Origin of the sequence: Enterobacter sp. 50793107, assembly GCF_001463365.1 — a bacterium.
Classification (GTDB): domain Bacteria; phylum Pseudomonadota; class Gammaproteobacteria; order Enterobacterales; family Enterobacteriaceae; genus Enterobacter; species Enterobacter cloacae.
The window spans coordinates 1-12,735 of sequence record NZ_LNII01000099.1; the positions used below are offsets into that span (position 1 = coordinate 1).

At 52.2% G+C, this 12,735-nt stretch carries 11 protein-coding genes, 2 tRNA genes and 1 rRNA gene; 4 read left to right on the plus strand and 10 right to left on the minus strand.

Going from position 1 to position 12,735, the window contains the following annotated elements; translation table 11 throughout:
- From APU11_RS14255 to dnaQ, 3 genes are all read right to left on the minus strand, one after another.
- On the minus strand, positions 1–2,577 hold a 2,577-nt coding region (locus APU11_RS14255), incomplete at its 3' end, for an Ig-like domain-containing protein (protein ID WP_131729163.1).
- Between the two features lie 478 nt (positions 2,578–3,055).
- Positions 3,056–3,132: transfer RNA gene (locus APU11_RS14260), tRNA-Asp, on the minus strand.
- A 130-nt stretch (positions 3,133–3,262) separates the two neighbouring features.
- Positions 3,263–3,994 (minus strand): DNA polymerase III subunit epsilon, encoded by a 732-nt coding sequence (dnaQ, locus tag APU11_RS14265; protein ID WP_013095690.1) that lies wholly within the window; start codon positions 3,992–3,994, stop codon positions 3,263–3,265.
- 31 nt (positions 3,995–4,025) lie between these two features.
- On the opposite strand from dnaQ, the gene rnhA reads away from it, so the two are divergent.
- Positions 4,026–4,526, plus strand: a complete 501-nt coding sequence (gene rnhA, locus APU11_RS14270; RefSeq protein WP_223232816.1) for a ribonuclease HI — start codon at positions 4,026–4,028, stop codon at positions 4,524–4,526.
- On the opposite strand, the gene APU11_RS14275 is transcribed toward rnhA, so the two are convergent.
- A complete protein-coding gene (locus tag APU11_RS14275) occupies positions 4,527–5,243 on the minus strand; it encodes a class I SAM-dependent methyltransferase (RefSeq protein ID WP_013095688.1) in 717 nt (238 codons plus the stop codon).
- A 32-nt stretch (positions 5,244–5,275) separates the two neighbouring features.
- Here APU11_RS14275 and gloB point away from each other — a divergent pair, with 32 nt between their 5' ends.
- Entirely contained in the window at positions 5,276–6,034 is a 759-nt protein-coding gene (gene gloB / locus APU11_RS14280; protein WP_038418729.1) for a hydroxyacylglutathione hydrolase, read from the plus strand.
- Between the two features lie 68 nt (positions 6,035–6,102).
- Positions 6,103–7,467, plus strand: a complete 1,365-nt coding sequence (gene mltD, locus APU11_RS14285; protein WP_013095686.1) for a murein transglycosylase D — start codon at positions 6,103–6,105, stop codon at positions 7,465–7,467.
- Between the two features lie 50 nt (positions 7,468–7,517).
- Here mltD and APU11_RS14290 read toward each other — a convergent pair whose 3' ends face one another.
- From APU11_RS14290 to APU11_RS14300, 3 genes are all read right to left on the minus strand, one after another.
- Positions 7,518–8,291, minus strand: coding sequence for a class I SAM-dependent methyltransferase (locus APU11_RS14290; RefSeq protein ID WP_058650998.1), 774 nt, complete (start codon positions 8,289–8,291; stop codon positions 7,518–7,520).
- Between the two features lie 76 nt (positions 8,292–8,367).
- Positions 8,368–9,165: an endonuclease/exonuclease/phosphatase family protein gene (locus APU11_RS14295; protein ID WP_013095684.1), complete on the minus strand. Its 798-nt coding sequence runs from the start codon at positions 9,163–9,165 to the stop codon at positions 8,368–8,370.
- Positions 9,166–9,302: 137 nt separating this feature from the next.
- The gene (locus APU11_RS14300) at positions 9,303–10,478 is read right to left on the minus strand and encodes an MFS transporter (protein WP_058650996.1); all 1,176 of its coding nucleotides are present in this window, start codon (positions 10,476–10,478) and stop codon (positions 9,303–9,305) included.
- A gap of 104 nt (positions 10,479–10,582) precedes the next feature.
- On the opposite strand from APU11_RS14300, the gene yafC reads away from it, so the two are divergent.
- On the plus strand, positions 10,583–11,488 hold the full coding sequence (yafC, locus tag APU11_RS14305) for a DNA-binding transcriptional regulator YafC (RefSeq protein ID WP_013095682.1): 906 nt from the start codon (positions 10,583–10,585) through the stop codon (positions 11,486–11,488).
- A 29-nt stretch (positions 11,489–11,517) separates the two neighbouring features.
- Here yafC and dkgB read toward each other — a convergent pair whose 3' ends face one another.
- The 3 genes from dkgB to rrf all read right to left on the minus strand — a co-directional run bounded on the left by dkgB (position 11,518) and on the right by rrf (position 12,732).
- Complete coding sequence (gene dkgB, locus APU11_RS14310) at positions 11,518–12,321, minus strand: 2,5-didehydrogluconate reductase DkgB (RefSeq protein WP_013095681.1); 804 nt, start codon at positions 12,319–12,321, stop codon at positions 11,518–11,520.
- Between the two features lie 163 nt (positions 12,322–12,484).
- A tRNA-Asp gene (locus tag APU11_RS14315) sits at positions 12,485–12,561 on the minus strand.
- Between the two features lie 55 nt (positions 12,562–12,616).
- A 5S ribosomal RNA gene (gene rrf / locus APU11_RS14320) occupies positions 12,617–12,732 on the minus strand.
- Positions 12,733–12,735 lie beyond the last annotated feature (3 nt).

Below are 12,735 nucleotides of genomic sequence, written 5' to 3' on the forward strand. Positions count from 1 at the left end.
TTTTGGGGAGATGGCCACCAGGCTGCCGGGTTCGGCTTGCGCGCTCAGGGTCGGGGACTGATCGTCGGTGGTGTCGCCTGGACCTACCGGCCCCTGCTTGTCGCCCACGTTATCATTAATAACGATATTTTCTGCCGGAGACGGTGCCGCAGTGTCAATCACGATCGGGAAGCTGCCGCTGGTGCGCGCGTTGCCCGCTGCGTCAGTCGCAGTAACGGTGAAGGTGTGCTGACCATCCGCCAGCGCGGTATCCGGGGTGAACGCCCACTTCCCGTTTCTGTCCGCCGTGACGGTGCCAATCACTTTCCCGTTGTCGAGGATAGACACAATGTCGCCCGGTGCAGCGCTGCCGCTCAGGGTTGGGGTGGTGTCGTTGGTGGATTCACCTTTCTGCATTGGACCGACGTGCGGCTCGGCGTTGTCCACAACGCTGTTGATGGACGGTGCAGTACTCACCGGGATCAGCAGATTGATGTCGTAAGACGGCGCTTCACCGGCAACGCGGTTGCCCGCCGGGTCCTGCGTCTCCAGGGTCAGCTTGTTCAGGCCTTCCGTCAGTGGGGTTTCTGGTGTCAGGCTCCAGGTGCCATCACTGCCTACCACCGCTGTACCAATCAGGTGTTTGCCGGAAGAGTCGGTGGTGTAGACAAAGACGGTGTTCCCGGCTTCACCGATACCACTGATGAGCGGTTTGCTGTCATCGGTGATGTCACCGCTGGCTACATTGCCCTGACGATCGCCTACGTCATCCGCAACGGCGGTAATATTCAGAACATTTGCTGAAGCATCAGGCGCGGTAGTGTCAACTTCAAACTCCAGCGCTTCCGAGGGGTCGCTGGTATTGCCCGCCTTATCCGTCTGCGTAACGGTGATGCTGTGATCGCCTTCACCCAGCGGTTTCTCTGGTTTCAGCGTCCAGTTGCCTTTATCGTCAATAACGGTTGTGCCAAGCACCTCGTCACCATCATAAATGGTCACGGTGTCGCCCGGTTCGCCTTTACCGCTGAATACCGGACGGGTTTCATCCGTGACGTCACCGCCTTTCAGCTGGCCCGTAATCGGCCCGGTATTATCCAGGGCATCGGCCATATCCGGTTTGGCTGGCGGCGTGGTATCCACAATAATCTGAATCGGATCGGAAGGATCGCCTTCATTGCCGAGCGGATCTTCCTCAACGACCACGACATTATGTTCACCCTCGGCAAGTTCATCCTTAGGTGTAAATGACCATTTACCTTCGTCGTCGACGATAACCGAGCCGATCTCTTTATCATTGTCTTTGATAATGATGGTATTACCCGGTGTTCCCTCTCCACTGAAAGAAGGCTGACTGTCATCCGTCACATCGCCCGGTTTGAGCGGACCGGTTACCGGACCGGTATTGTCAATCACCTCAGGCGTTTCTGCTTTTCCCGGAGGTTCAGTCAATACAATAAAATCACGCTCATCAGACGGTTCGCTGACGTTACCCGCTTTATCCGTCTGGCTGACCGTGATGCTGTGGCTACCGTCAGTGAGGTTTTCGGAAGGTTTGAAATACCAACGACCATCCTCGTTAACGGTGGTTTCGCCGATCTTTTTACCGTTATCGTAAATTGCGATCGTTGCGCCAGCTTCACCGGTGCCGCTCATTTCCGGTTGAGGATCGTCGGTGTAAGCATCATCATGAATTTCACCGGTGGTTTTACCCACTTTGTCCATGATGTGTTCAATCGTCGGCGCTTTTGGCGCAACCGTATCAACGACGATGACAATCGGGTCTGATGGAGGACTCGCGTTGCCGTCAGGATCTTTTTCCACGACGGTCAGCTCGTGCTCACCTTCACCCAGTGGCTTATCAGGCGTATAGCTCCACTCGCCTTCATCATCGACGATAACGGAGCCAATCTCTTTGTCGTTATCGTAGATATGGATGGTATCACCAGGCTTACCTTTACCGGTCAGCGTCGGCGTTGAGTCATCGGTCGTATCACCTGATTTTAACGGGCCTTTGATTGAGCCTTCATCATCCATCGTGGTGCCAATGCTCGGCTTATCAGGCGTGGAGTGGTTATCGCCGTCGTCTTTGTCCATCTCAGACAGCGCGAAAGCAGCCCCTACCCCCGCCGCCGCAAGTGCAAACCATCCCAGCATGCCAAACAGCATGTCGTTGTCGTCATCCGGTGCCGTCAGAAGAGGCCCACCCGCGCCTAACGGTTCTCCGCCTAACGCCACAGGAGACATGCTGCCGTCAGCCATCAGATAGCCGGTGTCGTAGCTTTCGCCCGACAGAGGAACATAGGCGTAGAGTAATCCATCTTCCGCCATGCCCATCAGCACCGGGTTGTTAGGATCACCATTGAAGTAATCTTCAATAATTATGCTTGGCTGTGTATCGCCTTCCTGGATAATGTGCAGCGCCTTGTCTACGCGCTGCAGCGTAATATTTTCTGGAGCGAAGTCGTCGTTAATATTCTTCAATAAATATTTATTGCCGGGGATAAGTTTTACCTTAACCGTCCGGCCTGCATCTGCGGTCAACAACCGAGTTTTTCCGTCTCCGTTATTGACCGCTAAAATGACTTTATTGTCCGTCATACTTAAAGTCCTTGGTGAATTTCACTCACTAAATTGTGGATATATAAACTTTTTTGTTGATACACCCTGAACTACCTTACGTTGAAACCTTTCTGAGATAATTCATGTCCACAGGGTTCATCGACATGATGCTTAAAACTATCATGTCTGACCTCTTTATATGGGTAGGAAAAAACCACGCAACGCTCTACGCCGCATTAGGAATAGTTGACATCAAACAGCTATTAATGAAAGAACAAGGAAGGAGGAGGAAAAGAATAATTAACGGTTAAGAACTTACACGAAAAGAATAATAAATCAAATTGATTATTTTAATAAAAATAACAGAATGCGATTTTTAATTAAAAATCAATTAAACAGGAACTCAGCCGTTCACCGCGTGACGACAGCAACGGGCCGGGTAGACGAGAGAAATTCAGGATTGAGGAAACGCAGAAATGAAAAAGGCCCACGTTATAAATAACGTGGGCCTGAATAGTGGCGGAACGGACGGGACTCGAACCCGCGACCCCCTGCGTGACAGGCAGGTATTCTAACCGACTGAACTACCGCTCCGCTGTGTTCCCTTGGGAACGAGGCGCATATTACGGTTTGCCTCTGAACTCGTCAACGCTTTTTCTCACGTTTTGAATCGTTTGCTGCAAAAATCACCCGAACGGTGATTTTACAGGCGTTCTGGCATGCCTTACGCACGCCACATACAGCTTCCGCCCTTCTTCTGGACCAGATCCAGACGAGATTCGTGGTTGAGAAGCTCTTCATCACTCGCTAAAACAACCCGCAAGCGGCTGGCCTGGCGAACAACACGCTGAATTCCCGCTTCGCCCTGCGTCTGCTGAGATTCATTCTCCATGCTGAACTTCATTGACGTTTGACCGCCGGTCATCGCCAGATAGACATCCGCCAGGATCTGGGCATCGAGCAATGCCCCGTGCAGCGTTCGCTTGGTGTTGTCTATTTCATAACGTGAACAGAGCGCATCGAGGCTGTTACGCTTGCCGGGGAACATCTTCCTGGCCAGCGCCAGGCTGTCAGTGACCTTGCAGAAGGTGTTCGTTTTGGGGATATCGCGCTGGAGCTTACTAAACTCGTAGTCCATAAAGCCGATATCGAACGAGGCGTTGTGAATGACGAGCTCTGCGCCTTTGATGTAGTCCAGAAATTCGTCCGCCACCTCCGCGAAGGTCGGTTTATCCAGCAAGAACTCATCGGCAATACCATGAACGCCGAACGCTTCTGGATCCACCAGCCGATCGGGTTTGAGATAGACATGGAAGTTGTTCCCCGTCAGACGACGGTTCACCACTTCAACAGCACCGATCTCAATGATCTTGTGCCCTTCGTAGTGCGCGCCGATCTGGTTCATACCGGTGGTTTCGGTATCAAGAACAATCTGGCGAGTAATTGCAGTGCTCATAGCGGTCATTTATGTCAGACTTATCGTTTAACTGAACGTTTCAAATACAGGAAGTCTACCAGAGATGCGTAAACAGGTAGAAATTTTCACCGATGGATCTTGTCTCGGTAACCCAGGGCCTGGCGGCTATGGCGCGATTATGCGCTATCGTCAGCACGAAAAAACTTTTAGTGAAGGGTATTTCCTGACCACCAACAACCGCATGGAGTTGATGGCGGCCATCGTGGCGCTGGAAGCCTTAAAAGAACATTGTGACGTGGTGCTCAGTACCGACAGCCAGTACGTGCGCCAGGGGATCACCCAGTGGATCCACAACTGGAAAAAACGCGGCTGGAAGACGGCAGATAAGAAGCCCGTCAAGAATGTCGATCTCTGGAAACGGCTGGATGCGGCGCTGGGCCAGCATAATATTAAGTGGGAATGGGTAAAAGGCCATGCCGGCCACCCGGAAAACGAGCGCTGCGATGAACTGGCGCGGACGGCGGCCGCTAACCCGGCACATGAGGACGCAGGCTATCAGCCTGAATCCTGATCACGGTTTTCTGTACTGCCGCGTGGCCCCCACGGTCTGGCGGATCGGCGTTTTGGTTTTGCTCTGCTTCATCGGGTTAAGCGTCAGGGGAATGGTTCGCTTACGCGCAACGATAAACTGCATGCAGCCTAATGCGGGCAAATGGGTACTCAGCAAAACGCCCCCTTTTCTGGCCCAGGGCAGTACCTGAAATCCGCCGTAGCTGAGCACTTCAAAATTCAGCAGCGAAAGCCAGTCCAGCTGGCGCATCATGGTGAACATTCGGCTGTTATAAGGAGGAGTGCGGCGTAATACGGGCACCAGCTTGCGCAGCCCCATCAGGCTCAGCGGATTAAACCCGCTTATCACCAGCCAGCCGTCATCTATCAGCACGCGATCGGCTTCACGCAGCATGCGATGAGGATCGCTGCACCAGGGTATCGTATGCGCCAGCAGGCACGCATCAACCGACTTTTCCGCAAACGGCAGATGTAAAGGGTCTGCCTTCACCTGAACGGGCGATCCGCCGAGAGAGACATGGACCTGATGAGAGATAGCGCAGCTTTCGGTATTGATTTCCGCGCTGAGATTGCCAATCTTAAGCAGGTGAAAGCCATACATTTTCGCGAGCCAGGGCTTAAGCTGTAGTTCTAACGCCTCGCGATAGTATTCACCCCAGGGCAATTCCGCCCAACGTTCCGGTGCTGCGACAGTCTGAGGTATCCTTGCCGGTTTCATCAAAACACCCGCCACGCTATAAGAGGTAATGTATGAATCTTATCAGTATTCCTGCCTTTGAGGACAATTACATCTGGGTTTTAGTCGATGACGCGCGTCGATGCGTCATTGTCGACCCCGGAGAGGCCGCCCCGGTTCTGCAGGCAATAAAAGAGAATGGCTGGCAGCCTGAAGCCATCCTCCTGACCCACCATCACCACGATCATACCGGCGGTGTGCCTGAGCTGCGCGCCCGGTTCCCGCATCTGGTGGTTTACGGACCGGCAGAGGCACAAGATAAGGGAATCACGCAAGTAGTCGAAGAAGGCAAAAATATCCTCATACGTGAGTGGGAGTTTTCCGTATTTGCTACACCAGGTCACACTTTGGGACATCTGTGTTTCTACAGCAAACCTTATCTGTTTTGTGGCGATACGCTGTTTTCTGGCGGCTGTGGAAGACTGTTTGAAGGCACGCCAACCCAGATGTATCAATCTTTACAAAAAATTAATGCCCTGCCTGACGATACTGTAATTTGTTGCGCGCATGAGTATACATTAGGAAATATGAAGTTTTCTGCCAGCATTTTACCTGAGGATCGTGCGATTCAGGATTACTATCAGAAAGTGAAGGAGTTACGTGCAAAAAACCAAAAAACACTACCCGTAATTCTGAAAAACGAGCGTAAAATTAATTTATTTCTTAGAACAGATGACATTGATTTAATTAATAAAATTAACCAAGAAACAAAATTGCAACAACCAGAACAGCGATTTGCATGGTTAAGGTCAAAGAAAGATAACTTCAGATAATTGCGGGTTGCCTTTTCAAAATTTCGCCGTTATCATCGCTCGTCTTTTAAGCAACTATTGACACACACATGAAGGCAAAAGCGATCTTACTCGCCTCTGTCCTGCTTGTTGGTTGCCAGTCGCAGAACGGCAGCAACGTACAACAGCACGCACAGAGCCTTTCTGCAGCTGGTCAAGGGGAAGCAGGGAAGTTTACAAGCTCAGCGCGTTGGTTGGACGATGGGACATCTTTCGCGCAGGATCAAAACTTGTGGACCTCTATTGGCGACGAGCTAAAGATGGGAATTCCGGAAAACAGCCGGATTCGCGAACAGAAACAGAAGTATTTAAGAAATAAGAGCTATCTCCACGATGTAACGTTACGGGCAGAGCCGTATATGTACTGGATAGCCGGGCAAGTTAAGAAACGTAACATGCCTATGGAGCTGGTACTCCTACCCATAGTGGAGAGCGCTTTTGACCCACACGCGACGTCTGGCGCCAATGCCGCAGGTATTTGGCAGATCATTCCGAGCACCGGGCGAAATTACGGTTTGAAACAGACCCGTAACTATGATGCGCGTCGCGATGTTGTCGCTTCCACGACAGCCGCTCTCGACATGATGCAACGTCTGAACAAGATGTTTGACGGCGACTGGTTGTTAACGGTTGCGGCGTATAATAGTGGCGAAGGTCGTGTACTGAAGGCAATGAAAGCGAATAAAGCACGGGGTAAATCCACCGATTTTTGGTCGCTCTCACTGCCACAGGAAACAAAGATTTACGTACCGAAGATGCTGGCGTTGAGTGATATTCTCAAAAACAGCAAGCGTTACGGTGTACAACTGCCAACACCAGACGAAAGTCGTGCACTGGCGCGCGTTCGCCTCAGCAACCCGGTTGATATTCAACAGGTTGCCGATATGACGGGTATGTCGGTAAGTAAACTGAAAACCTTTAACGCGGGTGTTAAAGGCTCAACGCTGGGGGCGAGTGGCCCACAGTATGTGATGGTTCCGCAGAAACATGCTGAACAGTTACGTGAGTCTTTAGCGTCTGGTGAAATTGCCGCCGTTCAGTCAACGCTGATTGCGGATGCATCATCAGTCAACAGCCGCAGCTATAAGGTTCGTAGCGGTGATACGCTTTCGGGCATTGCATCACGTCTTGGCGTGACAGCAAAAGATCTGCAACAGTGGAATAACCTGCGCAGCTCAGGCCTGAGAGTGGGTCAGACACTGACGGTGGGTGCGGGTAGCAGCGCACAGCGTCTCGCCAATAACAGCGATAGCATTACCTATCGCGTGCGTAAAGGCGATTCACTGTCCAGTATCGCAAAACGACACGGCGTGAACATTAAGGATGTGATGCGCTGGAATAATGATACTGACAATCTGCAACCAGGCGACCAGCTGACACTGTTTGTGAAAAACAGCGCCACGCCAGACTCCTGATTACACGATACAAAGATAAAAAGGCACCGATTCCCCTCGGTGCTTTTTTTTTACTTCGCTTTTTGCGCTTCAACCATGATGGTATCGCTGGTAAACGAACCGTCATCCTGCAATTCAAAGTAGGCCTTCACCTCTGAGGAAGCACTGTCCTGATACAACCGTATGGCCTGGCTTAACGCGTCCGGGGTGCGCATACGGGCGATCCACGAACTAAATTCCAGCGGTAAGCGATCGGTTATCAGTGAACGTGAAATTAAACCGGCCTCAGTGATAAACGTTAACCACTCCCCACTGGAATAATCCTGCACGTGCGAGGTGTCACGCAGCGCTTCAACCGTCTGCAGCCAGATGTTCCGTACAGGGTGACCCGGGGACATGACGTCCATAATGATGACGGTTCCACCCGGCTTCAGCACGCGTTTGACTTCCCGCAATGCCTGACCGACATCATGCCAGTGGTGCGCGGAGTAACGGCTGATAACAACGTCAAACGACGCCTCTTCGAAAGGTAAGGATTCGGCATAGCCCTGGCGCGTATCGACATTGTTGAACCCTTTGGCTTTTGCCGCCTCCGCCACTACCTCCAGCATCTGGCTGGATAAATCATATGCCGTAACCTGAGCCACATGCTGCGCTGCTGTAAAGCTGGCATGCCCTGCTCCGCAGCCTAAATCCAGCACCGTCGCCTGCGGAAACGCCGAGAGACGCTCGCCGAGACGCACCAGATCGCGGCCAGAAGCATGTACGGCGCTGGTCAGATAGGCGCTTGCCTGGGAACCAAACTGTTTTTCGACGTTGTCGTGATGAGAGTGTGTTGTTGTCATTGTACTGTCCTTGCGTTGGTTAAAGTAAAGGGCAGCACTCAACCGGCCTGCCCCACGGCAGACCTGACTCACCATATTAATCAGGTTTGCCGGGACTGAATTCCACTAGTAGCGGGTTGTGATCGGAGGCGCGAGTGACCAGAACAGAGGCGTCATGCACGCTCAAACCACGATAGAAAACGAAATCGAGAGGACGACCGAACGCTTTCTTGCGCTGGTCATCACTAAAACGAACTTCACGCAGCGACATCTCCCGCGCAAAGCGATACAGCGCGTTCATGCGTGGACGGCTCCAGGCATTGAAATCCCCGGCCATAATAATAGGCCCACTGTGATGGGCTATCTGGTCACCAATAGGAAGTAACTGCTTACTATACACATCCACGCCCAGACTGAAGTTTACCGCATGGATGTTCACGACCATCAGTAGCCGCGTGTCAGGCAGTGGGTAGACCGTCACCAGCGCCGATTTTGCCAGTCGCAGGATAGGCTCGCGTTCGCGCAGCGGGCAGCAGTAAACCGGATGCGCGGCAGAAAGGGTCATCACGCCAGAGGGATGTTGCGGCAATACAAATGCGGGCACCTGGTCGGCGGCGAGATAGTTAGTGGTCGCAAACCTTACCAGCTCAGGCGTGGTTTGCGCCTCCTGCAGCAGAACCAGATGGGCATCTTTACCAAAGTTCTTGAGGACGGATAACCAATCCGCGCGCTGCTGTTTAAAGATATTCCATACCAGCACCCGAATTTTTTCATCGCTGCTTAACGGTGTACCGGCAGGTAATGCCTGGCTGATGCTCGCAAACGACCCGGGAGGCAAGATCCTCTCCGCGGGCATTCCGGCAACATAACGCATGGCATAGGTATTTTTTCGCACTTTTGGAAACAACCTCTGTAACATGAACCAGCCCGGAAAACGGACTGGTTCTAATGTTATAGGGATTTTAGGTCACACTTTCAACGCAATTACTGAGAAACCTCTTTCCAGTTTTGTAAGCAAGCACTTACTGAGGTTTAACCAAGCGCTACGCGAGAGGGTTTATCAAGGCGCCCGCTCAGACCAATCAGCAGGAAGGCAACGAGCACAATAACGGCACCAATCCACGGAGTTTGGGTTAATCCAAAGTGCTCCACCGTCTGCCCGCCAACGATAGAGCCGATCGCGATACCAATGTTGAAGGCGGCAATGTTCAGACCAGAAGCCACGTCTACCGCATTTGGCGTATAGCGTTCGGCTTTTTGTACCACATAGACCTGCAGGCCGGGTACATTACCAAAGGCAAAGATGCCCATGACCAGTACCGTTACCAGCGCGGCGTACTGAATCGATGCCGTGAACTGGAAGAGCATCAGCAGAATCACCAGTGCCGCGAAGATAAACTTAAGCGCTGGTACAGCACCATGCTTATCCGCGAGCTTACCTCCCCAGATGTTGCCAATCGCCACAGAGATACCGTACCCCAGTAAAATCCAGCTTACCGCTGCAGGAGAGAAGCCGGCCAGATCCTGCATCATTGGAGCGAGGTAGGTGAATGCCGTGAACACGCCGCCGTAGCCCAGCGCCGTAACGGCATAGATGAGCAGCAAACGAGGATGTGTGAGCACCTTAATCTGATCGCTCAGTCTTGCGCTTGTACGGCCGGGAATATTCGACGGTACCAGCAGCAGGCTGGCCACCAGTGCAATCACGCCCAGTAAAGAAACGGCGAGGAAGGTTTCACGCCAGCCGAAATGTTGTCCGATGAACGTCCCTAATGGTACGCCGGTGACCAGTGCGACGGTCAATCCGCCAAACATAATAGCAATGGCTGATGCAGCTTTCTCTTTAGGTACCAGGCTGGTTGCAATGGTGGAGCCAATCGAGAAGAACACCCCATGAGCAAGGCCAGTCAGCAGGCGGGCAATGACCAGCGTCGTGTAGTCCGGCGCCTGCCAGGCCAGTATATTGCCAGCCGTGAAGAGCACCATCAGCGCGACCAACAGTTGCTTACGCGGGAATCGCCCGGTTAATGCCGTCAGGACGGGCGCGCCGACAGCGACACCCAAAGCATAGATGGAGACCAACAGCCCGGCTGAAGGTAATGAGATAGCAAGCTGGTTAGCGATGGTAGGAACCAGTCCTACGATAACAAATTCGGTCGTGCCAATTGCAAAGGCACTGATCGTCAGGGCAAGTAGCGCCAGTGGCATAAAATACTCCGTATCATCAGGATTAAGATGACAGGCAGTATGCGCCAGTGGTTAAATAACAAAAATGGTCAAAATCTCAATAGAATTTTGCAGGTGATGCAACAATGAAAGCAACCTCGGAAGAGCTGACAATCTTTGTCGCCGTCGTCGAAAGTGGCAGTTTTAGCCGCGCGGCAGAGCAGTTAGGGCAGGCAAACTCTGCTGTAAGCCGCTCGGTGAAAAAGCTTGAGATGAAGCTTGGGGTGAGTCTTCTCAACCGCACGACAAGGCAGTTGAGCCTGACGGAAGAAGGTGAACGGTACTTCCGCCGGGTGCAGTCTGTCTTACAGGAGATGGCTGCAGCAGAGACTGAGATCATGGAAACGCGCAGCACACCGCGTGGGCTATTGCGTATTGATGCGGCCACACCGGTAGTTCTGCACTTTCTGATGCCGCTGATTAAACCTTTCCGTGAACGCTATCCGGAGATGACGCTCTCTTTGGTCTCCTCCGAGACCTTTATCAATCTTATCGAACGTAAAGTCGATGTGGCGATCCGGGCGGGAACCCTGACGGACTCAAGCCTGCGCGCGCGTCCTCTGTTTGCCAGCTACCGTAAAATCATCGCCTCACCACAATACATCGCTGAACACGGCAAACCTGAAACCGTTGAAGAGCTGAAGCAGCATCTATGTCTGGGTTTCACCGAGCCGGTATCACTGAATACCTGGCCTGTCGCCTGCCCTGATGGTCAGCTGCATGAGATCACCTGCGGGTTGTCGTCCAACAGCGGGGAAACGCTGAAGCAGTTGTGTCTTGAAGGAAACGGGATCGCCTGTTTGTCTGATTACATGATTGATAAAGAAATTGCGCGCGGTGATCTCGTGGAGTTAATGGCGGACAAGCGTCTGCCGGTAGAGATGCCCTTCAGTGCGGTTTACTACAGTGACAGAGCGGTGAGCACGCGTATCCGTGCCTTTATCGACTTTCTGAGCGAGCATATAAAAACAGCTCCCGAAGGAGCTGTGTGAGGGTTAAGCGTACAGAGGGTAAGTCAATATTAATCCCAGTCTGGCGCTAAACCTTCCGGGCTCACCAGGCGATCGTTACACTCCAGGGCAGCGATCGCTTTTTTGTCTTCGTCATCCAGCTGGAGATCCACAGCTAACAGGTTGCTGGCCAGGTTTTCACGCTTCGTTGAAGATGGAATAACGGCATAACCTTCGCCCATCGCCCAGGCCAGGATCACCTGTGCAGCCGTTGCGTTATGTTTATTTGCAATACGTGCAATGACCTCATCTTTCAGCGCTTTACCGTATGCCAGCGTCATATAAGAAGTGATGTGAATGCCGTGCTGTTTGGCCCACGCCACCACGTTGCGGTTTTGCAGATAAGGGGAGAGCTCAATCTGGTTGGTGGCAATGTTCTCTGCGCCAACGGCAGCAATGGCTTTTTCCATCAACGGAATAGTGAAGTTCGAAATACCAATTTGACGGGTTAAGCCCTGCTCTTTCGCTTCCAGCAGCGCCTGCATAAATTCTTCTACAGAAACGGCATCATTCGGAGATGGCCAGTGGATCAGGGTCAGATCGACATAGTCAGTACGCAGCTTCTTCAGGCTCTCTTTCAGGCTTGGGATCAGCTTGTCTTTACTGAGGTTCTCGATCCAGATTTTGGTGGTGATAAACAGTTCGTTACGCGGTACGCCGCTTTCTTCAATCGCCTGGCCAACCGCAGCTTCATTTTCATATATCTGCGCGGTATCAATTGCGCGATAGCCAAGCTCAAGGGCGGTTTTGACCGATGCGATAACAACGTCGTCTTTCAGGCGGAAAGTGCCCAGGCCTAATGCAGGGATAGTCATGTCATTCCTCGTTATTCGTAATGTTCGTTAACTGAGGAAGATTATCGCTGCTGGCGTTATGCTGAAAAAGGTCGTAAAACGCAGAGGATTTTTGCTGATGTAGCAATAATTGGGAAGCAGATAAGAAAAAAGCCCTGAGCGTTAACTCAGGGCTTTTAATAAGTGGCGGAACGGACGGGACTCGAACCCGCGACCCCCTGCGTGACAGGCAGGTATTCTAACCGACTGAACTACCGCTCCACCGAAGACTGCTGTAACCACCGGATTTATGCACCGGCTTACTACTTAATTTGATGCCTGGCAGTTCCCTACTCTCACATGGGGAGACCCCACACTACCATCGGCGCTACGGCGTTTCACTTCTGAGTTCGGCATGGGGTCAGGTGGGACCACCGCGCTACAGCCGCCAGGCAA

Bases quoted from the DNA above. Each gene is read 5' to 3' on its own strand.
- dnaQ (WP_013095690.1), bottom strand. From the start codon at position 3,994: ATGAGCACTGCAATTACTCGCCAGATTGTTCTTGATACCGAAACCACC.
- APU11_RS14275 (WP_013095688.1), bottom strand. From the start codon at position 5,243: ATGAAACCGGCAAGGATACCTCAGACTGTCGCAGCACCGGAACGTTGG.
- gloB (WP_038418729.1), top strand. From the start codon at position 5,276: ATGAATCTTATCAGTATTCCTGCCTTTGAGGACAATTACATCTGGGTT.
- mltD (WP_013095686.1), top strand. From the start codon at position 6,103: ATGAAGGCAAAAGCGATCTTACTCGCCTCTGTCCTGCTTGTTGGTTGC.
- APU11_RS14290 (WP_058650998.1), bottom strand. From the start codon at position 8,291: ATGACAACAACACACTCTCATCACGACAACGTCGAAAAACAGTTTGGT.
- APU11_RS14300 (WP_058650996.1), bottom strand. From the start codon at position 10,478: ATGCCACTGGCGCTACTTGCCCTGACGATCAGTGCCTTTGCAATTGGC.
- yafC (WP_013095682.1), top strand. From the start codon at position 10,583: ATGAAAGCAACCTCGGAAGAGCTGACAATCTTTGTCGCCGTCGTCGAA.
- dkgB (WP_013095681.1), bottom strand. From the start codon at position 12,321: ATGACTATCCCTGCATTAGGCCTGGGCACTTTCCGCCTGAAAGACGAC.